Source organism: Clostridium subterminale (genome assembly GCF_039521425.1).
GTDB classification, from domain to species: Bacteria; Bacillota; Clostridia; order Clostridiales; family Clostridiaceae; genus Clostridium_J; species Clostridium_J subterminale.
Window position 1 is genome coordinate 774,341 of record NZ_BAAACI010000001.1, and the last position, 25,572, is coordinate 799,912.

The 25,572-nt window shown below is 31.8% G+C and carries 25 protein-coding genes; 1 reads left to right on the forward strand and 24 read right to left on the reverse strand.

Annotated features, from left to right (window positions below):
* Positions 1-79: 79 nt before the first annotated feature.
* The 6 genes from ABDZ93_RS03965 to ABDZ93_RS03990 form a co-directional block, all read right to left on the reverse strand.
* Positions 80-877, reverse strand: a complete 798-nt coding sequence (locus ABDZ93_RS03965; protein ID WP_343823844.1) for a Nif3-like dinuclear metal center hexameric protein — start codon at positions 875-877, stop codon at positions 80-82.
* A gap of 18 nt (positions 878-895) precedes the next feature.
* Positions 896-1,582 (reverse strand): tRNA (adenine(22)-N(1))-methyltransferase, encoded by a 687-nt coding sequence (locus ABDZ93_RS03970; protein ID WP_343823846.1) that lies wholly within the window; start codon positions 1,580-1,582, stop codon positions 896-898.
* Positions 1,583-1,602: 20 nt separating this feature from the next.
* The gene (locus tag ABDZ93_RS03975; RefSeq protein ID WP_343823848.1) at positions 1,603-2,490 is read right to left on the reverse strand and encodes a PH domain-containing protein; all 888 of its coding nucleotides are present in this window, start codon (positions 2,488-2,490) and stop codon (positions 1,603-1,605) included.
* Between the two features lie 111 nt (positions 2,491-2,601).
* Positions 2,602-3,675 (reverse strand): RNA polymerase sigma factor RpoD, encoded by a 1,074-nt coding sequence (gene rpoD / locus ABDZ93_RS03980; RefSeq protein ID WP_343823850.1) that lies wholly within the window; start codon positions 3,673-3,675, stop codon positions 2,602-2,604.
* Between the two features lie 18 nt (positions 3,676-3,693).
* The gene (gene dnaG, locus ABDZ93_RS03985; RefSeq protein WP_343823852.1) at positions 3,694-5,469 is read right to left on the reverse strand and encodes a DNA primase; all 1,776 of its coding nucleotides are present in this window, start codon (positions 5,467-5,469) and stop codon (positions 3,694-3,696) included.
* Positions 5,470-5,916: 447 nt separating this feature from the next.
* Positions 5,917-6,933: a deoxyguanosinetriphosphate triphosphohydrolase gene (locus tag ABDZ93_RS03990; protein ID WP_343823854.1), complete on the reverse strand. Its 1,017-nt coding sequence runs from the start codon at positions 6,931-6,933 to the stop codon at positions 5,917-5,919.
* Between the two features lie 325 nt (positions 6,934-7,258).
* Between ABDZ93_RS03990 and ABDZ93_RS03995 the strand changes: the two genes are divergently transcribed.
* Positions 7,259-8,335, forward strand: coding sequence for a CotS family spore coat protein (locus ABDZ93_RS03995; RefSeq protein ID WP_343823856.1), 1,077 nt, complete (start codon positions 7,259-7,261; stop codon positions 8,333-8,335).
* A 61-nt stretch (positions 8,336-8,396) separates the two neighbouring features.
* On the opposite strand, the gene ppdK is transcribed toward ABDZ93_RS03995, so the two are convergent.
* The 18 genes from ppdK to ABDZ93_RS04085 form a co-directional block, all read right to left on the reverse strand.
* Positions 8,397-11,051, reverse strand: coding sequence for a pyruvate, phosphate dikinase (ppdK, locus tag ABDZ93_RS04000; protein ID WP_343823858.1), 2,655 nt, complete (start codon positions 11,049-11,051; stop codon positions 8,397-8,399).
* A gap of 53 nt (positions 11,052-11,104) precedes the next feature.
* A complete protein-coding gene (ccpN, locus tag ABDZ93_RS04005) occupies positions 11,105-11,737 on the reverse strand; it encodes a transcriptional regulator CcpN (protein ID WP_343824523.1) in 633 nt (210 codons plus the stop codon).
* Between the two features lie 272 nt (positions 11,738-12,009).
* Positions 12,010-12,540, reverse strand: coding sequence for a DUF4342 domain-containing protein (locus tag ABDZ93_RS04010; RefSeq protein ID WP_343823860.1), 531 nt, complete (start codon positions 12,538-12,540; stop codon positions 12,010-12,012).
* 52 nt (positions 12,541-12,592) lie between these two features.
* Positions 12,593-13,324: a DNA repair protein RecO gene (gene recO, locus ABDZ93_RS04015; RefSeq protein ID WP_343823862.1), complete on the reverse strand. Its 732-nt coding sequence runs from the start codon at positions 13,322-13,324 to the stop codon at positions 12,593-12,595.
* 18 nt (positions 13,325-13,342) lie between these two features.
* On the reverse strand, positions 13,343-14,224 hold the full coding sequence (gene era, locus ABDZ93_RS04020) for a GTPase Era (protein ID WP_343823864.1): 882 nt from the start codon (positions 14,222-14,224) through the stop codon (positions 13,343-13,345).
* Between the two features lie 10 nt (positions 14,225-14,234).
* Complete coding sequence (locus ABDZ93_RS04025) at positions 14,235-14,633, reverse strand: cytidine deaminase (RefSeq protein WP_343823866.1); 399 nt, start codon at positions 14,631-14,633, stop codon at positions 14,235-14,237.
* A 240-nt stretch (positions 14,634-14,873) separates the two neighbouring features.
* Positions 14,874-15,572: a diacylglycerol kinase gene (locus ABDZ93_RS04030; protein ID WP_343823868.1), complete on the reverse strand. Its 699-nt coding sequence runs from the start codon at positions 15,570-15,572 to the stop codon at positions 14,874-14,876.
* Between the two features lie 47 nt (positions 15,573-15,619).
* Entirely contained in the window at positions 15,620-16,120 is a 501-nt protein-coding gene (gene ybeY / locus ABDZ93_RS04035; protein ID WP_343823870.1) for an rRNA maturation RNase YbeY, read from the reverse strand.
* Positions 16,121-16,130: 10 nt separating this feature from the next.
* Complete coding sequence (locus ABDZ93_RS04040; protein ID WP_343823872.1) at positions 16,131-18,386, reverse strand: HD family phosphohydrolase; 2,256 nt, start codon at positions 18,384-18,386, stop codon at positions 16,131-16,133.
* 14 nt (positions 18,387-18,400) lie between these two features.
* On the reverse strand, positions 18,401-19,564 hold the full coding sequence (gene yqfD / locus ABDZ93_RS04045; RefSeq protein WP_343823874.1) for a sporulation protein YqfD: 1,164 nt from the start codon (positions 19,562-19,564) through the stop codon (positions 18,401-18,403).
* Positions 19,548-19,841, reverse strand: coding sequence for a sporulation protein YqfC (gene yqfC / locus ABDZ93_RS04050; protein WP_343823875.1), 294 nt, complete (start codon positions 19,839-19,841; stop codon positions 19,548-19,550). The genes yqfD and yqfC overlap by 17 nt, the downstream gene beginning before the upstream one ends.
* A 112-nt stretch (positions 19,842-19,953) precedes the next feature.
* On the reverse strand, positions 19,954-20,403 hold the full coding sequence (locus ABDZ93_RS04055; protein WP_343823877.1) for a GatB/YqeY domain-containing protein: 450 nt from the start codon (positions 20,401-20,403) through the stop codon (positions 19,954-19,956).
* A gap of 21 nt (positions 20,404-20,424) precedes the next feature.
* Positions 20,425-20,601, reverse strand: coding sequence for a 30S ribosomal protein S21 (gene rpsU / locus ABDZ93_RS04060; protein WP_035128888.1), 177 nt, complete (start codon positions 20,599-20,601; stop codon positions 20,425-20,427).
* Positions 20,602-20,735: 134 nt separating this feature from the next.
* Positions 20,736-21,080 carry a histidine triad nucleotide-binding protein gene (locus tag ABDZ93_RS04065; RefSeq protein ID WP_343823881.1) on the reverse strand — a complete coding sequence of 115 codons (345 nt, stop codon included), beginning with the start codon at positions 21,078-21,080 and terminating at the stop codon, positions 20,736-20,738.
* Positions 21,081-21,205: 125 nt separating this feature from the next.
* On the reverse strand, positions 21,206-22,504 hold the full coding sequence (mtaB, locus tag ABDZ93_RS04070) for a tRNA (N(6)-L-threonylcarbamoyladenosine(37)-C(2))-methylthiotransferase MtaB (RefSeq protein ID WP_343823883.1): 1,299 nt from the start codon (positions 22,502-22,504) through the stop codon (positions 21,206-21,208).
* A 2-nt stretch (positions 22,505-22,506) separates the two neighbouring features.
* Positions 22,507-23,259, reverse strand: coding sequence for a 16S rRNA (uracil(1498)-N(3))-methyltransferase (locus ABDZ93_RS04075; protein WP_343823885.1), 753 nt, complete (start codon positions 23,257-23,259; stop codon positions 22,507-22,509).
* 26 nt (positions 23,260-23,285) lie between these two features.
* The gene (prmA, locus tag ABDZ93_RS04080) at positions 23,286-24,221 is read right to left on the reverse strand and encodes a 50S ribosomal protein L11 methyltransferase (protein ID WP_343824525.1); all 936 of its coding nucleotides are present in this window, start codon (positions 24,219-24,221) and stop codon (positions 23,286-23,288) included.
* Between the two features lie 468 nt (positions 24,222-24,689).
* The gene (locus ABDZ93_RS04085) at positions 24,690-25,559 is read right to left on the reverse strand and encodes a YitT family protein (protein WP_343823887.1); all 870 of its coding nucleotides are present in this window, start codon (positions 25,557-25,559) and stop codon (positions 24,690-24,692) included.
* Positions 25,560-25,572 lie beyond the last annotated feature (13 nt).

The following is a 25,572-nucleotide window of genomic DNA, read 5'->3' on the forward strand; positions in this document are numbered from 1 at the left end:
AAGCTTAGAAATCGTTATCCAGGGACGTAGCCACTCTTTACTCACACTTTGAAGAAGATGGGAGTATTAGAGCCGGTAGTCATCGGATAAAATTATATGGATCCTTAATAACTTTAGATAAAATAACTTCTACACCCATAGGCACTAATATTTTTTTGATATTTTCTGATAAACTCATTACTAATGGCCATTCTGAATTAAAATGCCCTATATCTATTACAGACAATCCCAACTCTTCATAGTCAGATACAAAGTGATAGGTAGTATCCCCTGTGATTAATAGATCAGCACCTAGGTCATAGGATTGCTGCAAGTAATCTTCTCCACTTCCATTAACTAGAGATACGGTTCTTACTTTTTTATCTAACTCTCCGGAATATCTTAAATTTTGTAAGTTTAGTTTATCCTTAATCCCATTTATTATTCTCTCTACTGTTGTATCTTCCTTCAGCTGAACTATTCTTCCCACTCCAGCTGTAGGATTTGATGGAGATATCTCAATAATTTTACTTCCTTCAAAACCAAGGAGTTTCACAAACTCATCATTTAATCCGCCTTTTACAGTGTCCCAATTAGTATGACTAGAATATAGCGCTATGTCATTTTCTATTAGCCTCATAATCTTTTTTCCTTGAAGGCTATCTGTAGTTATGCTTTTAGGCTTTATAAACAGCAGTGGATGATGAGTTAGAATCAACTGAGCTCCTAACTCCTTTGCTTCCTCTATGACCTTTAGAGTGCAATCTAGAGCAACTAAGACCCTAGTTACTTCACTTTCTCTATCTCCCACCATAAAACCTACATTGTCGTAGCTTTCTTTTAGGTTTAATGGTGCAATTTCTTCCATTATATCAATGACTTGATTTATTTTTACCATATTATATCCTCCACACATTTATTCAAGTAAAAAATCTTTTATCTTTTGAATTTTATCCCATAACTCTAATTTTCTTTTTCTTGAATTTTCTGTGTCACCCTTAAGGTCTTCATGGATTCTTAAATATTTTTCCAGCTTATAATTTAAATATTCCTTATAAGTATCATCTTTCTTACCTAAAAGAATCTTGCTTATTTCATAATAAATAGGCTCCATATCTTTAGGCTCAATTCCCCAGGATATCTTCATAATCTCATAGTATTTTTCTTCATCATATATTATCCACTCATCTAGGATGTTACACCCTGAGGTATAAAGATATTCTCTTAAGACTTCTGGATTTTGTACAGGCTGAACTATTACATAGTTTAACTCTTTAAAGACCTCTTTGCTTTCTTCTAGGATATCTCTTATCAAGTTTCCTCCCATACCAGCAATGACAGCTACTTCTACTTCTCCAGGAGTTACAGTTGTAAGCCCTCCTCCAAGTCTACACTGTATTTTCTCTTGAAGGTTATTATCACTTACATTTTTTTTAGCTTTTTCCACTGGACCTTTATTTATATCACTGGCTATGGCAAAGCCTATTTTATTCCTTTTTAAAAGTTCTATGGGTACATATCCATGGTCTGTTCCTACATCTACCATAGACTTAACCCCTGTGATTAAATCACTTATTAATTTTAATCTTTTGCTAATTATCATATTTTCACCTAACACCTTATTTATATAACAGCTATCATAAGTCTCATTTGAAGATATAGGAATACTATTGCCACTAAAAGTGATATATAGATATACCTATAGGCAGACTTTTTATCATATTTTGCACAAAAATGAGCTGCATAATACATACAGAACATCACTGCCATGTTTAATATTCCATAGAGCATCTGAGAGAAGGCAAATTGCTTGTCAGTACCCACTTCCGCAGCTTCCATTGACACATTAAGAACTAAAGGCATTATATCCGGAAGCTTATTTAGTATATATAAAACCATTGGATAAAAAGTTGTAAATAAAATTATTATACTAGTTATAACTAATGGAAGTATAAATTTTTTATCCTTATGCAGTTTATTAACCTTATTATATTCCTTTGTCCAAGATTTCTCTTCAATGCCTAGCTTATTTAGTACCTCCATGAACTCTTTGAATTTCTTAGGTGATAGAGCATAGCTTATATCTTCAGTTTTTAAATATATAATACTACTACCACTTGTTACAAACATTCTGGAAGTTCCTAAGTTTTTTACTACAATTCTTCCTATGGCAAATTTATTAGATGATATACCTGAAAGACTTATCCCTCTAATTTTTCCCTTTCCTACAGTGTAGCATTCTATATCACTTAAAGGTAAAATTACTTTTTTTAGTCCACCCAGCGCATTTATCGTTACTTCACTATTTGTTATTTCATACTTTACAGTTAACCATATTCCTATGTGATATAAATAGAATATATTACAAATCACCAACACCACTCTAATTAAACTCAACATGAGATAGGAATCTAAAATGTGTGTAGCCCATACCCCTATTACATTCAAGACAACAAAAGTTAATATAGTGGGAATTATTTCTAGCTTCTTATTGCTATTGAAACTATTCATGGATTACCTCCTTATAAAATGTATATATACCTATTCTATATTATACTAAGTGATTTTGTCTATTACAAATTCTAGCTATGTAAAAAGAGCTGCCTTAAAAGACAGCTCTAACTAATCTAAATAATCCTTAAGTTTTTTACTTCTACTTGGATGTCTTAACTTTCTTAAAGCCTTTGCTTCAATTTGTCTAATTCTTTCTCTTGTTACATTGAATTCTTTTCCAACTTCCTCAAGAGTTCTAGCTCTTCCGTCATCAAGACCAAATCTAAGTCTTAACACCTTTTCTTCCCTTGGAGTTAAAGTTCTAAGTTGACTGATTAGTTGTTCCTTTAACATAGTGAAGGCTGCTGCTTCTGCTGGTGCTAATGCATCATCATCAGGAATAAAGTCTCCAAGATGAGAATCTTCCTCTTCACCTATAGGAGTTTCTAAGGATACAGGCTCTTGAGCAATCTTCATTATTTCTCTAACCTTATCTACGCTCATATCCATATGCTTTGCAATTTCTTCTGGTAATGGCTCTCTTCCCAATTCTTGAAGAAGCTGTCTAGATACTCTAATCAACTTATTAATAGTTTCTACCATGTGTACTGGTATTCTAATAGTTCTAGCCTGGTCTGCAATAGCTCTTGTAATCGCCTGTCTAATCCACCATGTAGCATAGGTACTGAATTTAAATCCCTTGCTGTAATCAAACTTTTCTACAGCTTTTATAAGTCCTAAGTTACCTTCTTGAATTAAGTCTAAAAATAACATACCACGACCTACATATCTCTTAGCAATACTTACAACTAATCTAAGGTTTGCTTCTGCTAGTTTTTTCTTAGCATATTCATCACCATTTTCTATAAGTTTCGCAAGTCTCATTTCTTCTTCTGCAGATAATAGAGGTACCTTACCAATTTCTTTAAGGTACATTCTAACTGGGTCATCTATGGCAATCCCTTCTGGAATTGTTATGTCAACCTCTATCTCTACCTCTTCTTCATCTTCTTCCTCTGGAGCTGCACCTATAACATCAATACCCATGGATTCAAGAACTTCATAAATCTTTTCTATTTGCTCTGGAGTTAACTCTACGCCTTCTACTTCGTCCATTATTTCTTTATAAGTTAAGTTCCCTTTTTTCTTACCTTTTTCCACCAATTTCTTTACTACAGCAACTTTTCCTGCTTTATCCTTCATTCCATTACCTCCTCTCATCTATAGTTTTACCATTTCCTTCTGTATATCCATTAGCTCTCTAGCTAGCGTTAAAGATTCTTCAACTAACCCTTCAGATTCACACCTTCTAATTTTATCCATAATCTTCCTTTTTGACTCCTCTAACTTGTATTTTTTTATCTTATTCACACAGTCACTTATCATTTTGTCTATGGATACCTCATCTATATCAATTTTACATTCTTGAATTTTTATCCATTCTCTTGTGAACTCACTATCCTGCATAGTTTGCAGTTCAATAACCTTAATTAATTCTTCCTTAGAGCACATATTGTTTTCTTTAATAATTTTATAAATTACTTTATGTGCTTTTAAAATAAGCTCATCTTCACTTATACTACTAAATATTTTATCACTTAGTCTTTTATGAAGTGCAAGGCTTAATACAGTTCTTTCCGCCCTAACAAATCCGGGCTCTAGATATAATTTTTGCCCAAATTCCCTATTTATATTATGATTTTTATCATTTTGTATATATTTCTTATGATTTTTGTCTACAGACTCCATTATAGCTTCTTCACCTATACCACTTTTCTCTGAAACCTGCTTAATATATACAGCTTTTTCTAGTGGATCAAGGTCTTTTAGCACTATAACTACTTCTTTTAGATATTTAATCACCATTTCTTTCTTAGAAAAGTCAATTCCCTTTTCTGCCATCTTTAGCTTGAAATCAATAAGAGGTAGAGCTCCATCTACTAGATTTAGAAATTTTTCTTTACCATAGGCTCTAATAAATTCATCGGGGTCTTTACCTTTGGGAATTCTAAGAATTTTAAGGTTAAATCCAGATTTTTGTAGTATTTCTAATCCTCTTATAGTAGCATTTTGACCTGCTGCATCTGAATCAAAGGATACTATGACAGTATCAATATATCTCTTTAATAATTTACATTGGCCTTCAGTTAATGCAGTTCCTAGCGTTGCAACTACATTCGTTACTCCTTGTTGAAAAAGAGAGATTACATCCATATAACCTTCAACCATGATAACTGTTCTAGCCGAATTATTCTTTATTGCTAAATTTAATCCATAAAGATTTGTTCCTTTATGAAATATTGGGGTTTCGGGAGAGTTTAAATATTTGGGTTTAGAATCATCTAAAACCCTTCCACCAAAGCCTATTACCCTGCCACTGACGTTGAATACAGGAAATATAATTCTATTTCTAAATCTATCGTATATATTTCCCTTTTCATTTTTTGTAGTAAGTCCAAGTTCTAATATTTCTTCTTCACTAAATCCTCTTTGTTTTAAATAGGAACGTATTCCCTGCCAATTGTCTAGTGCAAAGCCAATACCAAACTTTTTAATAGTCTCATCTGTTATACCTCTTCCTTTTAGGTATTCATAAGGAGCCTTATATCTTTTTAAATTAGTATAATAATACCTCCCAGCTTGTATGTTTATATCATACATTCGTTGATATTTTTCATTAGCTGCTGAACTTTTACCTGGTGAATTTGTATCATCTACTACAATGCCTACCTTTTCTCCAAGAAATTTTACTGCGTCTGGGAAAGCCATATTCCTGGTTTTCATAACAAAACTTATTACATTACCAGCCTCTCCACATCCAAAGCATTTATATATTTGTTTTTCACTTGATACAGTAAATGAAGGTGTTTTTTCACTGTGAAATGGACATCTTCCTAAATAATTTTTTCCTGTCTTTCTTAAGGTTACTACCTCTGAAACGATATCCACTATATCATTTTCTTCTTTTATTTTTTGTATTAATTCTTCAGAAAACATTCTCAACTCACCTCACTCTCAAGTGATCTTAAACTTAAAGAAACCTACTAAGTATGTTATACCTTAAGTTTAAAAGAACTTATCTCATTTTTAACTTAACTTGCTTTTTAAAATTTAAATACACGTTTATCCGATGACTACCCGCTCTAATACTCCCATCTTCTTCAAAGTGGGTGCAAAGAGCGGCTACGTCCCTGGATAACGATTTCTAAGCTTCAAAGAAGCTAAGAACTCTGTTTATTATAAAACTCAGATAAATTCCTAGGTCTTATAATTCGACATATATTTCTTAAATCCTTTTTTTAAAAAAGTTTTTTGTAATATAATTGTACTCTATGCATTATATATTCTGTATAAGATATAGTTTTCCTTCACAAAGAATCATTTTATTCGTATAATTATCTAAATAAATGGTTAAATAAAGTTTATTACTTTAACTAAATATCTTTAACTAGGTATATATATCTCCTTAAATAGATTTATACAATATTCATCACTCATTCCTGCTATGTAATCAGCAACACCTTGATTAAGTCCCTCTTCTTTGGCAATGGACTTGTAAAATTCAGGTAGTTTTTCTTCATGAAAATAAAAGTATTTATATAATTGAATAAGAATAAACCTAGCTTTATCTCTTTCTTCTTTTAGAAACTCTCCATTATATACTTCTTTAAACATAAAATCCCTAAGCTTTTTAAAACTATAATCTATATCTTTAGATAAGGATACCTGAATATCATTGCAATTTATATTATTTGTTGTTCTATAAATACAATCTTTAACTAGGGTATCTACTCTCTCTCCATGAGTATTCCCTAAAACTTCAAGTATATCCTTTGGTATATCCTCCATATATAAAATTCCTGCTCTTAATGAATCATCAATATCGTGATTCACATAAGCAATTTTATCACTGTACTTTACTACTTGCCCCTCTAATGTAAAAGCCCTACTACTCCTATCAGAAAAACCACTATGATACAATATACCGTCTAATACCTCCTTTGATAAATTTAGTCCCTTTCCATTATTTTCTATATAAGTTAATACCCTAACACTATTTTGGTTATGGCTAAAACCATTGCTAAGTAATTCATTGAGTACCTCTTCTCCACTGTGAGCAAAGGCAACATGTCCAATATCATGACCTAGTGCTATGGCTTCTATTAAATCTTCATTTAACCCTATCCCCCTACCTATAGTTCTAGCAATTTGTGCTACTTCTAGGGTATGAGTCAACCTAGTTCTATAGTGGTCACTCCAGGTTTTTATGTACACTTGAGTCTTTCTCTTTAGTCTTCTGAAGGATTTGCAATGTATAATTCTATCTCTGTCAATCATATAAGCAGTTCTAACTTCATCTAGTTCTTCTTTTCTATCCCTACCCATAGAGTTTCTAGATTTCGAGCCCTGTGGTATTATACTATACTCTTCACACTTTTCTATCTTTTCTCTAATATTCATGATTGCACCTACCTTATTTCTTAATAAATACTTAAGGTTAATCTTAGGTCTTTTACATTAGCTTATCAAAACTTTAACATTATATCATAAATCATGTTTCTATTTCTATAACCTTTAAATATTCTATATATTTTAAATATTAAATTTAATCACTATATTATGTATGTATATTGTTTCTGTATTATCCATGAATATTCCTTTAAGTAACCATAAATTTTTTTCAATTTTTTCAAAAATTGATATATTTGACACCAATAACACATAAACATAATTATAGTAGAGATATTTAATATTATCTTATAGTATTTTAAAGGGGAGAAGTTCAATGAGTAATGCAATAGTAGATAGTTCTAGCTCAAATTTACTATCGCCAAATAATATTAAAAAAAATGTTTTGCCTTATTATAATTTATCTAATAACAGTAGCATATATCAGGTGAAGTTTAAAGATACAGATAAGCAAAGAGCTGTTTATAAAATAGAAAGCGATTCCAATGAGTATTGCTTAAAAAAAGTATATTATGATGTAGATGAGCTTCTTTTTATTTACTCAGCCATAGAATGGCTATATCGTAACAATATAAATGTGCCTAGAATACTATCTACTACTAATCATGGAAGATATGTAAAGTATAATGATATGTTATTTATTCTCACAGATTGGATTCAAGGAGACAAATGTGATTTTGATGATATAAATAATCTAAACATGGCAAGTAGAAATTTGGGACAAATTCATGAAATTTCTTTAGGATTTTCTCCTATTTTAGGTAGTAAACATAAAGAAGGTTTAAATAATCTTACAGAATCTTTAAATAAACATACCCTTCAACTGGTAAAAAATGAAAATCTAGCATTGAAGTATAAAGATTATTTTTCTAAAATATATAGGGTTAGCTTTACTAATAGCATGTGCCTAGCAAATTTATCAACTAATGTTGCTAATACCATAGACTATGATAACTTGTCTATTTCCATATGTCATAACGATTATGTAAGTAAAAATCTTATCGTAAACAATGATAAAATTTTTGTTATAGATTTTGATAAATGTAGATATGACTACTCAGCCTTTGATATATCCTATTGCTTAAGGAGACTTTTGAGAAGAGAAAACACTTGCTGGAATGGAGATTTAGCCATAAACTTTTTACAGGAATATGAGAGCAATCATCCATTAACTTTAGATGATTATAAATATATTCTTGCCTACTTAGCTTTTCCTCAAAAATATTGGAAGCTATCTAGAGATTACTATAAAAATATATCTAAATGTAATAAAAAAGCTTTTATTAATCTTCTAAACAAAGCTGTATGTCACAATGACATACATATTGATTTCAGTTATAAACTGATGGATTATATTGAAAATAAATTTAATACTAAAATTCATAAAGATTAAAAATGGGCTGTTTCTTTGAAACAGCCCATTTTATTAAATATTTTTTATTAATTATTACTACTTATTTACATCCACAGCAGCATTTTTTTCTTGGATTTTTAACTTCAGCTTGAGCAGCTGCAAGTCTTGCTACTGGAACTCTGAATGGTGAACAAGATACATAGTTTAATCCTACTTCATGGCAAAATTCAACGGAAGATGGATCTCCACCGTGCTCTCCACATATTCCAAGTTTGATGTCTGGTCTAGCAGATTTTCCTAGGTCTGCAGCCATCTTAACAAGTTTTCCAACTCCCACTTGGTCTAATCTTGCAAATGGATCAGATTCGTATATGCTCTTGTCATAGTAGTGCTTCAAGAAGTTCCCAGCGTCATCTCTTGAGAATCCAAAGGTCATTTGAGTTAAGTCATTAGTTCCAAAAGAGAAGAACTCAGCTTCTTTAGCTATTTCATCAGCAGTTAAAGCAGCTCTTGGAATTTCTATCATTGTTCCTACCATGTACTTCATATCTATTCCTGATTCTTTTATGATTTTATCAGCTGTTTCTGTAACTATATTTTTAACATACTTAAGCTCTTTTACTTCTCCAACTAATGGTATCATGATTTCAGGTACTATATCATAACCTTTTCTAGTTTTAACATCTATAGCAGCTTCTATTACTGCTCTTGTTTGCATTTCAGCTATTTCTGGGTAAGAAACAGCAAGTCTACAACCTCTGTGGCCCATCATTGGGTTGAACTCATGTAATGATTCAACAGTATTTTTTAGATCCTCAAAGGTAATTCCAAGATCTTTAGCTAATTCTACTATTTCATCATCTTCATGAGGAAGGAACTCGTGTAGTGGTGGATCTAAGAATCTTATAGTAGCTGGTCTATCTTGTAGCTCCTCATAGATTCCTATAAAGTCACCCTTTTGCATTGGTAATAATTTTTCTAGAGCTGCTCTTCTTGTAGCTTCATCCTTAGCGACAATCATTTGTCTTATAGCCATGATTCTATCGCCTTCAAAGAACATGTGCTCTGTTCTACAAAGTCCTATTCCTTCTGCTCCGAATTTTACTGCTTGAGCAGTATCTCTTGGATTATCAGCATTAGTTCTTACTTTTAGGCTTCTTATTTCATCAGCCCATGCCATAAATGTTCCAAAATATCCACTTATTTCAGGATCCACAGTTTTAATTTGTCCTGCATATACATTTCCTGTACTTCCATCTATTGAAATGTAGTCTCCTTCTTTATAAGTAACTCCACCTACTGCAAAGGTTTTATTTCCTTCATTTACTATTAACTCTCCACAACCAGCAACACAGCAAGTTCCCATTCCTCTAGCAACAACAGCTGCGTGAGAAGTCATTCCACCTCTTACTGTTAATATACCTTCAGAAGCAATCATACCTTCAATATCTTCTGGTGAAGTTTCAAGTCTAACTAGAACTACCTTTTCACCTTTTTCATGAGCAGCTTTTGCTTCTTCTGCAGTGAAGTAAACCTTACCACAAGCAGCACCAGGAGATGCTGGAAGTCCTTTAGCTATAACTGTTGCAGCCTTAAGTGATGCTGAATCAAAGGCAGGGTGTAATAATGTATCTAATTGTTTAGGTTCAACTTTAAGAATTGCTTCTTCTTTAGTAAGCATTCCTTCTTCTACAAGGTCAACTGCTATTTTAAGAGCAGATTGAGCTGTTCTCTTACCATTTCTTGTTTGTAGGAAGTAAAGCTTTCCTTCTTCTATAGTGAACTCCATGTCCTGCATATCTCTGTAATGGTTTTCTAAAGTGTTAACAATATCCATGAACTGTTTGTACACTTCTGCATTTTCTTTTTCTAATTGCTCGATTTGTTGAGGTGTTCTGATACCAGCAACAACGTCTTCTCCTTGAGCATTCATTAAGTATTCAGCAAATATTTTCTTTTCCCCAGTAGATGGGTTTCTTGAGAATGCAACCCCTGTACCAGAAGTGTTTCCTTTATTACCAAATACCATCTCTTGAACATTTACAGCAGTTCCCCAACTACCTGGAATATCGTTCATTCTTCTGTATACTATAGCTCTAGGATTGTTCCAAGATCTAAATACAGCAGTGATGGAAGCTATTAATTGCTCTGTAGGATCGCTTGGGAATTCTTCGCCTTTAGCTTCTTTGTAGTAAGCTTTAAACTTAACTACTAATTCTTTTAAGTCTTCAGCATTTAATTCTGTATCAAGTTTTACACCTCTAGCAGCCTTCATTTCATCCATGATATCTTCAAAGTTTCTCTTTTCTACTTCCATAACTACATCAGCAAACATTTGAATAAATCTTCTGTATGAATCATAGGCAAATCTAGGATTGTTTGTCTTATTAGCCATTACTTCAACAGTCTCATCGTTTAATCCTAGATTAAGGATAGTATCCATCATTCCAGGCATAGATGCTCTAGCACCTGATCTTACTGAAACTAATAATGGATTCTCTAAACTTCCAAATTTTTTACCTGTAAGTTTTTCAAGTTCAGACATTTTTTCATGAATTTCTTCAACGATTTCCTCAGCAATTTTCTTTCCATCATCATAGTATTTATTACAAGCTTCAGTTGTCACTGTGAAGCCTTGTGGCACCGGAATTCCTATGCTTGTCATTTCTGCAAGGTTTGCACCCTTTCCGCCTAGTAAATCTTTCATGCCTCCGTTGCCTTCATTAAAAAGGTACACATATTTTTTCTTTTCCATGTTATACAACCCCTTAACTCTTAAATTATAGTTATATAGTCAAATGAATAAAGTTATTCATTTTCACCCAGTTTTACAAATATCATAGAAATTGTTGTCTTGGATATTTTACCTACAATTTTCGAAACTTCTTTTCCCCTTAAAAGTTCTTGTCTTACAACAGGTAAGGAATCTACCTGATGCTCAATTATTTTTTTTGCTGCATCAAAGGCTGAATCTTCCTCTGATACACTAACTATATTAGGCATTCTAGTCATGATAATTCCAACGGGTACTCTATGCATATCAGCTGTTCCCATAGCCATCTTTATAAAGTCCTTTCTAGATACAGCTCCTAATAATATTCCTTCATTTTCAATGAATAAAGTCCCTGTGTCATTTAAAAAAAGTGTTAGAATGGCCTCATAAACAGGTGTGTCTTCCTTTACTAAAATAGGTTCAGTCATTACATCCTTAACCTTTATATTTCTAATTTCACTGTTTTTAGGTCCCTTATTTGAATTTTTAACACACACATATCCTACTTTAGGCCTTGCTTGAAGTATACCGGTCATAGTTAATATAGATAAATCTGGTCTTATGGCGGATCGCGTAAGCCCTAACTCTTTTGCGATAGCTTCACTGGTTATTGGTTCATTTTCTTTAACTAATTCTATTATTTGTTCCTGTCTAAGCGAGAGTTTAATGACAATTCGCCACCTTTCAAAATTTTATTATTCACTCCAAATTCTATAGTTTTAATTATATCACACATTGGGGTGAGTAAGTGCTATTTTTAAGTAATTTTCTATTATATTGTATAAAAGATTTATTTAATTTGCAACTTTCTCTAAACATTTTTAAAATATTTAGTTAATTCTTATTTTATTTTTATTTTAAATAAAAAAAGATGAGCATATACTCATCTTTAATTTATATCCAAATATATAAAATTTATAATGCAAATTAATTATTTATGTTATTTTTTTGTTTTAGAAAATTTTTCTTTAATCTTTCCTGAGGTTTCAAGAAAGATTTCTTTTAGCTCATGGGTTACTTCTGTAGCTTTTTTTGCAGTTGTTTCCATAGTGCTCTTTACAACTTTATTTACTACTTCTACAGTTCCATCTTCTTTAATTATATCTATTTCTAAATCAATAAATACTGCAGTAGCAGCTCCTAAAACTAATAAAACTGGTTGCAATAATAATGCTAAGCCCACTACAATTCCTGCATTTACAGGAATATTCACTAGGATAGAATCATCCTTTCTAATGATGATCCTAGAAACATTGCCAGCCTTTATCAGCCCTTTGATATAGGCTACAAATTCACTTTGAGTAATTTTTTCATTAAAATTTTTATTTCCCTTTTGTTTTTCTCTTTCACAGTGAATTAATGCTTCTATTAAGTCCCCATTGAATCTTTCTAATAGCTCTTCTGCTTCTTCTTCAGATAGATTAGCTCTTTCTTTTAATATATTTATCTTTTTTAATGTAGCTTCATCCATAAATATTTCCTCCTCAATATTCACCATTTAAGTATATTATATTATTTATATACTAAAATTTCTTAAGTAAGGATAGACTATTAGGTTTTTTTCTATAATTTAGACTTATAAAGTTTTCTAGGATTTTTCCTATTTCCTCCTTTGTATTTATATCTAAATTAAGTCTTCCTACCTTCTCCAACTCCACTTTACTTAGGAACTTTAATCCATTATATGTGGCAGCAGATACTTTTGTACCATATTGCTTTTCACATTGGCTACAAATTCCTCCATAGAATTGAAAAGAAATATAGTCTGTGGTATTTATTTTGTTTCCACATATGGCACAGTTTTCTAAAGATATACCATAGCCTGTAGCCTTTAGAACCTTAACTTCAAAGGCTCTTGCCAGAAGGTCTAAGTCTATAGCCTTATTTCTCATAAGGTAAAAGCATTTCATTAAATCTATAAATATGGGATGACTCTCCCCTTCTTCTATGGCAATATCTATGAGTTCGTTAAAATAAGAACCATATATTAAGGTGTCATAATCATTTAATACATCCTGAAAGGAATCTATAATTCTACCTTCATTTAAGTTGTATAAAGTTCTTCCTTTATATAATACATAATCACCAAAGCAAAAGGGTAAGGTATTTGAAAAATTCTTATTTTTACTTTTTCTAGCTCCCTTTGCAATGACAGATACCTTTCCAAATTCCTCTGTAAATATCCATAGTAATTTATCATTTTCTTTATAATCTTGGGTTTTTAAAACTATCCCTCTAGTCTTGATAGTACTCAATAAATAACACCTGCAATTCTACTTATAACCAAGTTCCTTCAATACAAATGCACTATCTCTCCACTCAGATTTAACCTTAACCCAAATCTTTAGGTTTACTTTACAGCCTAAGAATTTTTCAATATCTTGCCTTGCATAGGTAGATATCTTCTTCATCATAGCTCCATTCTTACCAATTATTATACCCTTATGGGAGTTCTTCTCACATAGCATATTTGCCTCTATAAGATAACTTCCATTTTCATTTTTCTTCATTGTTAAAATCTCTACAGCAATACCATGAGGTACTTCTTGAGATAGAAGTCTTAGGGCCTTTTCTCTTATTGTTTCCATGACTATAAATCTTTCTTGTTGATCTGTTATCATATCTTCTGGGTAATACATTGGTCCCTCTGGCAACTCATCAACTACTAATTTTAATAATTTATCAGCGTTCTTTCCGTTAATAGCTGAAATTGGTATTATTTCTTTAAAATCAAAAACTTTAGCGTATTCTTCTAGAGTTTTAGCTACTCTATCAGCAGGGTTTTCATCTATTTTATTTACTACTAAAAATACTGAAGTATTACACTGCTTTAATTGTTCTAAGACATGAAGATCTGACTTGTTTATTTCCCCTTCAGGAGTTGTTAAAAATAGCACCACATCCACATCCTGCATGGAATCTTTAGCTATCTTCACCATGTACTCACCTAATTTATGCTTAGGCTTATGCATACCTGGAGTGTCTACAAATACTATTTGAAAGTTGTCTCTTGTTAATATGGTTTGTATATTGTTTCTTGTAGTTTGTGGTCTACTTGATACTATGGATAATTTTTCTCCCATTAAATGATTTAACAGAGTTGATTTTCCAACATTTGGTCTTCCTATTATAGTTATAAATCCTGATTTAAACATATTTCTCTCCTTATTTAAGTAAGTCCTCTTTAGTAAAAGCTCCTGGTAATATTTCTTCCAAAGTTTTCACTATATACTCATCTTGATTTTTAATTAATACTATTTCTATATCTTTAGCTGCGAACTCAGCAATAACCTGTCTACATATTCCACATGGTGCTGTATATGTTGACATATCTCCTACTATAGCAATTTTTTTCATTATAGAATGTCCTTCAGATACAGCCTTAAATATAGCTGTTCTTTCAGCACAGTTAGTAGCTCCATAGGAAGCATTTTCTATATTACATCCTGTAAACACACTTCCATCTTCCATTTCTATAGCTGCTCCAACTTTAAACTTAGAATATGGTACATAAGCTTTTTCTCTAGCATCTATTGCACGTTTAACTAATTCTTTTATATCCATTTCATCTTCCTCCAACCTAATTATTCAAATCTATCCATGGTTTAAAATAATCACACATTTCTTTAGTTATATTAGTTTACCATAGAATATGAATTTTATCACATTAATTTTTATAAGCTTTTTTATTTACTAGTATTTATCCGATGACTACCCACTCTAATACTCCCATCTTCTTCAAAGTGGGAGTAAAGAGCGGCTACGACCCTGGATACGATTTCCCTAAAGGACAACGAATTCTGTTTATCCAATAAGCTGATATAGAAGCAAGGTTAGTAAGGATCCAAAGGCTCCTCCTAGGACTACTTCTAAGATTGAGTGTACGTTGGAGTCAACTCTGCTTTGCGCTACTATGAAGGCTAATAAAAATGCCAATATCATTATTAGTGGCTCTGTGGTTAATAATGTTATGGTAGTTGCCACAGCAAAGGCTATGGAACTGTGACCACTTGGCATTCCACCTCTTAAAGGTGTACCTTCATCATATATAGCTTTTACTACTACTGTAGCAATGCTCACTATAACTAGTAATAAAAATATCATGTGAGGGTCTGAATTTTTAATTTTTAAAAGAATAATTATAGAAAAAGGTAGAACCTTATCACCAAAAATTATATATGCTACTAAAACTGCATTAATGGCAGTGATTAATACTGCACCTGCCGCTACATTTTTTGCTATCTTTGCTAAGGGATGATAAAAGTTGGTGGTGGCATCTATAGCGCACTCCACTGCTGTGTTGATCATCTCTGCAACGATAACCATGGTTATTGTAATGGCAAGTACTAAAAGCTCCATCTTTGTCATATCGAAGAAAAAACAAGTTGTTAGCACTAACATAGCTATTATCATGTGGATTCTCATGTTTCTTTGAGTTCGTATTGAATAAATTATTCCCTCTATAGCATAGTTAAAACTATCTATTAGCTTCTTTACCTTCATAAATAATCCCACCTTAATTAACCCTAATACAACCATATATACTTATATTATCTCTCAATGTTAAACTTACTAAGAATTTCTTCTTCTCTAGCTCTCATTATTACCTTATCTTCGTCTTCCATATGATCATATCCTAATAAATGAAGAATGGAATGAGTTACTAGGTAGCACACCTCTCTTATAAATGAGTGTCCAAACTCTTCACTCTGCTCCTGTGCTCTCTCTAAGGATAATACTATGTCTCCAAGGACTAAATTTCCTTCATTTAAATCAACAATTGAAAATTTATGATTTAAGTAACACTCTTTGAATACCTTTTTATCTTCATAATCCAACATTGGAAAAGATAGTACGTCTGTAGCCCTATCTATCCCTCTTGTATCTGCATTTATTTCTCTTATTATTTCATTGTCCACATAAATTAGACTTACTTCGTAAGGAATTAGTACCTGCTCCTCTTTTAAAGCATAATCTATAATTTCTTTAATATTTTCTTCTAAGTCCTTTTCAACGTAAATAAGACTTTGTCTATCGTCCATATAAATCATAATATATCTCCTATTTATCCGATATCTGCTTTTCTTTTTCAGCTTCCTTCATTTGTATTACTGGTTCTGGCTCTTTTAAGCCGAGTTGTTCTTCACTAGAGGATGCCACCTCTTTATCCTCAATGGCTTTTTCTTTGTTTTCTTTAGCTAAATTAAGCTTCTCTTTAGGATATTCTATTCTTTCATGGTAAATTCCAGATAGAACCTTTAGGAAACTCTCTCTTATTTTCTCTAAGTCTTTAAAGGTTAAGTCAGAGTTAACAAATTGATTTTCATCAATTCTACCTTTGATTATATTATTTACCATATCTTCTATTTTCTTTTTATTAGGCTTATTAATGGACCTAACAGACGCTTCTACTCCATCTGCTAACATTATAATAGTAGATTCCTTTGTTCTTGGTGGTGGTCCACCATATCTATAATCTGCTTCATTTACCGCCTCTGGATTCTCACTTTTATTTCTCATAGTGATATAAAAATACTTAGCAAGGGAATCTCCGTGATGCTCTCTTACAACATCAGTTATGACTTCAGGTAAGTTATATTTTTCTGCTAATTTAACCCCATCTTCCACATGGGATAATATTATAGCAGAACTTAAAGCTGGTGACATGTCATCATGAGGATTTGCTATACCTATTTGATTTTCTTTAAAATAATAAGGTCTTTCTAGCTTTCCAACATCATGATAATAGGCTGCCACTCTAGCTAGTATTGGATTTGCTCCCACACTTTCTGCAGCCATCTCTGCCAGATTTGCAACTAACACACAGTGATGGTAAGTGCCTGGTGCTTCTAAAAGTAACCTTCTCATTAAAGGATGATTAGGGTTAGCTAACTCTAGAAGTTTTATGTTAGTGATTACGTCAAATATATTTTCTAATAGTGGTAATATTCCTATGGCTAATATTCCTGAAACAATGGCAGATACACCTGCAAGTATAGCCTTATTAATTATACTGGTCATATTAGTACTTAAGAAATATCCCATGGTACCAGTAAATACTACATTTATAGCTCCAATTAGTAAGGAAGAATACAATATGTCATTTCTTTGCTGAACCCTTTTTAATACCATTGGAACTATTACTGCATTAAGCATAGCAATAAGAGTTAAATCTATTGAAAATTTAACAATAAAGGATATAAATATTACGTTTAATATTCCTATGGTTACAGAGGTTTTACTATCAATTAGTACAGATAATAAAATTGAAATACAGGCAAATGGAATAACATAAGGGGATATGAGAATAGCTACCCTAGCTAACACTACAGTCAATACTGTCAGTAGGTTTATCAGTATAACTTTGCTATTGTCTTCATATATATCCCTACGTTTTTCCTGTATATATCTCCATTGCAATCCTAGTACTCCTGCTACAACAAGGAGTAAAACTATATTCATATAAATACCTGTAGATTTATCATTATCTAGAAGGCCTAGGTCATTTAAAAGTTCTATTTGAGATTCAGTAATAGGTTGACCTTCTGCTATTATAGTTTGATCCTTTTTATAGGTTACAGGTGTTACATTTTTAGTTACATTTCGTCTTGCCTCTTCTGTTTTTTCATGATCTATAAAATAGGTAGCCTTAGTTTGAGAATAACCTATGGCCATGGCTAAATCCTTAACATCCTTAGAATAACTCAAATTATTGAATACAGAAGTTATATACCCCTGTGCCGCAACTATATCCTGCGGTTTATTTTCATATATCGGAGTTGTATCATACAAATTATTCATGCACTTTATTATATCTTCGTTGAGACTATTTAGTTGAGTATCATTTAAGGACAAAAGTATTCCATAGTTTTCACTAGAAAGATTTTTTATAGGACCTTCCTCTTTTAACTTTTTAAGCTTTACCCCATCAATTTTTTCCTGTTCCGACTTAATTTTTTCATTATCATCTTCACTGGAAGGATTATAAGGAGGATTTTCAGAATTTATTTTTTTAACTACTTCAAAAAGTTTATTTATGTTATCTATAGCAACCTTTCTTATATTCGCATCATAGGTATAGGTTTCTTGTATATGCTTTAACTCTTCTTCAATATTCTTTTGAGTCGCTACTTTATCTTCTACATCCCTTGGCGCTTTAATGTCAAATTTAGCTATTTCACCTACTTGAAGGTTATATTTTTTACTTACTACTACAGTGCTTAAAATTAAATAAACTATTAATGTGGTAGTTATAAAAGTAATATAGGGTTTTATTCTTGGAAATCTTATCCTTGATAATCTTTTTTTATATCCCATATTTACACCTCTTTTTAAGTCTCAGGGGATTCATCTTCCTTTTCTACATCTGTAACTACAACTTGGCTTTCTGCTATGTCTTCTTCTACAGTAATTAATACTCTAATTTCATATTGATTATCTTGCTTTTTAACTTCTGGAGTAATATCTAATATTTTTACCCCTCTATCCAAATTTAATGTAATTTTGTTTTCAAGTTCCTTTATTACAGTGTCGGTGTTAGTATCCTCTTCCACCTGTTCTGTTTCATAATAAGTCTCTTTTATAAAGATGCCCCAGTTTTCTTCTATTTTATCATAAGTTGTATAGTTATTTAATGATTTCTTAAGATAAATTTTATTATTGTTTACATTTACTCCATAGCGTACCTGCTTATTTCCTGTTCTTCTTTTTGATATAGTTGATAAGGGTACCTGTGTAATTTCTTCATAAAAGGTAGTAGCATATATCCTACCTTCAGCCTTCACAGAAAACTCCATACCTTCTTTGCCTTCTTGTCCTTTTACAATTATTTCGCCCTTATCCACTACTGTACCAAGGGCTTTCACAGGAGTTCCGGCACTAGTATATATTCTATTTATAACACCACTTTTTTTAGCTACTAAATCTCCTGTGTACTCTTTTTCTTTAATCTTTGGTGGCTCTTGTCTCTCTACTATGTCTACAGTAAGCCTAGAACCTTCAATTCTAACTTTAACCCACATTATTTCATCTATATCTGTAACTAAGTTTTCTTCAGCCTTTAGAACATCTATTGAATTCTTTTTGCTTCCAACCATTATACCATAGCTTTTAAGTATGTTTCTAACTTCAAGGGGAGCTAGATATTTATCCGTGGTTATATCCACACTCCAAACAAAACCACTAAAATAATATAGAATAATGAAAAATACAGCAATACCTGCAATTAGAAGTTTCCTAGTACTTAATTTAAGATAAAAAAAGTTTACCCCTTTACGATTTAAAATCTTTATTTTTCCCTTTACTTTTCTAACGGCTTCTTTTAAATGAAGATAGTCTGACACTGAAATTTCTAGTGTTATGGAAAAGGCATTATTTTTTTTTATATTTTTTACACTTACATTTTTGTTCCAAAGATAATTAAGTACTTTTTCTCCTTCAACGGAATCTACTTGAACAGTTATATAGCTTTTATTAAAATTATTGATCTTCTTCATAGATTTCATACACCATAGATTTAAAATATCCGCTCAAAGTTATGGTGGTACCTCCTACAAAAATAATTTCAAAATCCTCACCTAAAATTTTTAAAGCTCCAAGACAGGTATTTATAACTAATTCATTGTCGCTAAATTTTATTATCCCTTTATGATTCTCTACAGTTACTTCTTTTCTAGCTATCACAGTAATTTTAGGTAAACTAAGGGCTACATCTACTGGTAAGTCTAATCCATATATGACTTTTTCTTTTACCTTCTTTAATTTATCACTCAAATTCATCACCTCAAAATCATAATTTTTGCTTACAAAGTTTCTCTTTTAAATTTTATGATTTCTTTTCATGATAAATTACTTAAAATAAAAAGAACTCAGTAAACTGAGTTCTTTATTTATTCAAATATTCTTTTACTATTTGACTAACTACTTTGCCATCTGCTCGACCATTTACCTTAGGTCTAACATCTGCCATAAGTTTTCCCATATCTTTAATGCTACTAGTACCAAGTTTTTCGGCTGACTCCAGAACAATTTTTCGGATTTCTTCTTCCGTTAACTGCTGAGGAAGGTATTGTAATAAGATCTCGATTTCAGCTTTTGTTTGATCAACTAAATCTTGTCTATTCCCATTGTCAAACTCAACCATAGAATCTCTTCTTTGTTTAACTTCCTTCGCTAAAATTTCGATGACTTTATTATCATCTACTTCTCCTACCCCTGATTTTTCAACCATTAAAATAGCAGCTTTAGCCATACTTATTACATTTGCTTTAAACCTATTCTTTTGTTTAATAGCATTTTTCCAGTCTTCCTGTAATGTTTCCTTAATGGATGACATTAATAAACCTTCTTTCAAACTCTACTTAAATTTTCTTTTTCTAGCAGCTTCTGATTTTTTCTTTCTTTTTACGCTTGGTTTTTCGTAATGTTCTCTCTTTCTAACTTCTGAAAGCACACCTGATCTTGCACATTTCTTTTTAAATCTTCTTAATGCATTCTCTAATGATTCGTTTTCTCCAACTTTTATCTCTGACATTTATATCCCTCCCTCCGCTAGCTCAATTTAATTTTAATTAAAAGTAGCCAATGCGAGGCCTAAATAGCACATTTTCAATTATACAATTCACATTAACTTATGTCAAGATTTTCATTAGTTTTATTTACATATTTTTAGCCTGGTGGCCATTTTAAATTTCTTCCACCTAATAAATGAAAATGTAAATGTGGTACAGTCTGACCTCCGTGCTCTAAGGTGTTAGTTACCACTCTATATCCACTTTTATCAATTCCCAATTTTTTTACTAGTTCTGGTATGTTGGCGAAAATATGAGCTACAATGCTGCTATTTTCTTCATTTATATCATTAACACAGCTTATGTGCTCCTTTGGGATTATAAGAATATGCACAGGTGCTTCAGGACTTATGTCATGAAATGCTAATATCTTATCATCTTCATAAACCTTATTAGAAGGAATTTCACCCTTTGCTATTTTACAAAATAAACAATCTGACATTTTTTCACCTCCATTCTCAGTAGTAAAAACCTATACTTATAGTTTCCCATAATATATAATATGATTTTCTATACCCTATATTATACTCTAAAAATCCACGATAGTGTATCCATATTTTAATCGTATTATATTATTCCTACCATGTTTTCATTTTCTACAGATACAAGTTTTGTAGGCAATATTTTGCCTTCTATGTTTTCTTCACTTTCTGTAATTACTTTTATATAGTTCTCTGTATACCCAACATAAGTATTTTCTTTTCCACTTATAGCTTCCTCATAAAGAACTCTCATTTCTCTTCCAATGAATTTCTCCATAAATTCTACTTCTAAGGTATTATTTAATTCTATTAACTTTTTACTTCTTTCTTCCTTTATAAGTCCATCTACTTGGAAAGGCATCTCTGCTGCCTTAGTCCCAGTTCTTTTACTATACTTAAAGATATGCATTTTACTTAGTTTTATTCCCTTTAAAAACTCATAAGTAGCTTCAAACTCACCATTAGACTCTCCTGGGAAACCTGCAATTATATCAGTAGTTATTGAAACATCCTTCATATGTTTTCTAAGACTTTCTACTACATCCTTATATTCCTGTGCTGTATATTTTCTATTCATTCTTCTAAGAGTTACATCACAGCCACTTTGAAGAGATAGATGGAAGTGTGGACACATCTTCTCTAGGTTACAAATTCTCTCTATTACCCCTTCAGTGAAGAAGGTTGGATCTATAGAGCCTATTCTAATTCTTTCTATTCCTTCTATTTTATTTATCTCTTCTAGGATTTTAACTAAATCCCAATCACCTTCTAAATCTACTCCATAGGAAGCAGTATGAACTCCAGATAAAATTATTTCTTTAAACCCATTTTTACTTAGTTCTTTTACTTCCTTTAAAATTTGCTCAGGTTCTTTACTACAAACTCCTCCTCTAGCAAAAGGAATTAGACAGTATGAACAAAATCTATTGCATCCATCCTGTATCTTTAAAAAGGCTCTAGTTTTATCTTGGTATTCATTGATAGCTAGTTCTTCAAATTTATTGTCTTTAAGTACATCTTTAACTTCTATTACTTGCTTACTTTCTTCTCTTGCTCTATTTACCCAGTGAACAATGTCTCCCTTATTTCTACTTCCTAAGACTACATCTACACCTTCAATTTGTGCTATTTCATCAGAAGCTATTTGCGAATAGCATCCAACTACTGCTATTATAGCCTCTGGATTATGACGTCTTGCTCTTCCTATCATCTGTCTTGACTTTTTATCTCCCATGTTAGTTACTGTACAAGTATTTATAACATATACATCCGAAAATTCATCAAAACTTACAACTTCATATCCCTCTTTTATGAATTTTTCTGCCATGGCTTCTGATTCATAAGAGTTAACCCTACACCCTAATGTATATAGTGCTACTTTCATTTTTAATTTCCTCCTAAGTCACCAAGCTCATACATAATTAAGCTAAGAGCTACAAAGCCAGCAGTCTCTGTTCTTAGTATTCTAGGTCCTAAAGTTACTATAAATGCTCCTGTATCCTTTAAGGCCTGAATTTCCTCCTCTTCAAAGCCACCCTCGGGTCCTATTATAATGGCTGCTGTTTCTATATTTTTATCTGATACTTGGCTTTTCACATATTTTATTCCTTGATTTTCTTGATTTTCATAGGGTACTATAACTAAATCAAAGTTCTTTATATCTTCCATCAAGTTATTAAAATCTATAGGTTGATTTATAGTTGGGATTATGCTTCTTTTACTTTGTTTACAAGCTTCTAAAGCTATTCTGTTCCATCTATCTACCTTTTTAAATTCTGAGGACTCATTTCCCTTAACTACAACCCTCTCTGTAATTATAGGGGTGATTTCACTCACTCCTAGTTCGGTACACTTTTGAGCTATTAAATCCATTTTAGCTGCCTTTGGTAATCCTTGAAAAAGCTGAACCTTTAAAGGGCTCTCATTATTTAAAGCTACCTTTTCAATTAGGTTTACCCTTACTTCTTTTTTATTTACCTCTAGAATTTCTCCTATATATTCAACACCTTTACAGTTATTGATATTTACTTTATCCCCTTGTTTTAGTCTAAGCACCTTATATATGTGCTTAACATCATCACCTTCAATGATGCACAGATTTTCATTTATGCTATTATCTTCTACAAAAAACTTATGCATTTTAAATATACTCCCATCACACAACTTTATTTTTTAGCAATAATACAAATCCATTCTCCATCTTCCATGACTTCTTCAATTTTAAAGTCTAAAGCTTCTAACTTCTCAACTACTTTACCTCTTTGAGTGTTTAAAATACCAGAAGCTATGAAATATCCGCCCTCTTCTATAAAGGCTCTTACACCATCACTTAAAAGCATGATTATATCAGCTAAGATATTAGCTACTACTATATTAGCTTTACCTTCAACTACTTCCATTAAATCTCCATAAAGAATTTCAATGTTATTTACATTATTAAACTCCAAATTTTTATTTGCAGATTCTACGGCTACTGGGTCTAAATCTACTCCCACTACATGTTTTGCTCCTAACTTCGCTGCAGCTATAGATAATATTCCAGAACCAGTACCTATATCAAATACAGTGGTATCCTTCTTTACTTTCTTTTCTAGGGCTTTTATGCACATTCTTGTAGTTTCATGAGTTCCTGTTCCAAAGGCCATTCCTGGGTCTAGTTCCACTACAACCTCTCCAGCCCTTTCCTCATAATCTTCCCATGTAGGCTTTACTACAATCTGCTCACCAACCTTGGTTGGCTTATAGTACTGTTTCCAATTGTTTGCCCAATCATCTTGATTTACCTTATGATAAGTTACTATGCCTTCACCTTTATCAAAACCAAATTCACCTAACTTATCTACACTTTCCTTTATGTAGTTTAGTGTATTCATAAAGTTTTCACTATCTTTAAAGTATCCTTTAACCATGGCTCCTTCTTCAATAGTTAAAACTGACTCATTTATGAAATCTGCAAAGCCTAAATTTTTCTTCTTAAATTCCACATCTGCCACATCTTCTATGGAAACTCCTTCTACATCACAGTTATAAAGAAAACCAGCTACGGCTTCTGTAGCCTCACTGCTTGTAAGTACAGTTACTTCAATCCAATCCTGATCCATTTCTACTTCCTCCATATCTCTATTATTAAAGTTCATCCGATAACTACAGCTCTAATACTCCAATCTTCTTCAGAATGGGAATAAAGAGCAGCTACGTCCCTGGATAACGATTTCCCCTAAAGGACAACGAACTCTAAGTATCGAAAATACTGATACTAAGAATTCTGTTAGTAAGCTTCAGTTGGAGTAAATACTCCCGCTGAAACAAAGAACTCTGTTTATTATACTTAAATTATATCAACAATAGTTAATAGGTTTCAGTTAATATTATTGCCATTAACTTAAAAGATGTTTATGGTATTACAACAAAATAATCTTTATTGTGTAATTACATATTACATATAACAAAATAACAAAATAACTCTTTCTTTGCAATAGTTAATCCTTTTCTATTGCAAGAAAGAGTTTTTATTTTATCTATATTTTTTCTGAGCTTTTAATTTTATTGCTTTAATGTTCCAAAGAGCCTTAGTCGATAATATTATCCTTAAATCCAAGACCAAAGGCTTCATCGAAGGAAGAAATCATAGTCATAGCAGTTGGATCTATGGTACTTATAATTCTGCGCAAATTATATACTTGAGATTTACTACATGCACACATTAGCATTTGACGGCTTTCTCCTGAAAAAGCACCAGTAACATTCATTATGGTAACTCCACGTCCAACTTCCTTTCCAATAACATCTGCTATTTCTTTTCCATGATTAGTTATTACCATAGCCATTTTTCCTGCTTCAAAACCTGACATAATCTTATCTATTATTGTTGAGGTAACTATAGTCATAATAATTCCTAATAATACTGCATCAATAGTTCCAAATACTAATCCGCCTAGAAGGATAACACAACCATCAATGGCAATAGTAATTTGTCCAATAGATAAATGAGGTGTTTTTTTTCTTACAGATAGAATTAAGAAGTCTGTTCCACCAGTAGATGAATTTCTCATATAAATCAGTGCTAGTCCCGCTCCTGATAAAACTCCTGCAAAAACAGCTGCAAGTAAAGGATTCCCTGAATAGATTGGGAAAAGTGGAAATACCATGTCCATAAAGAAAGCTGAAATAACCATTGTTTTTAGAGATTTAACTAAAAACCATTTTCCCAATACTTTATAACTTATTATTATAATTGGTATGTTAAGTAGTAAACTACATGTACCTATTGGTATTTTAGTAAAATGATTTATAATTATTGATAAACCTGAAATTCCACCAGGTGCAAAGTTAGCTGATAATGCAAAGGTATAAATACCCGCGGCATAAAGTATACTACCAATGATGTCATAAAAGGTATCAATGGTAAAGTCATAGATCTTTTGTTTTTCGATTTTCATGTTATTGCCTCCA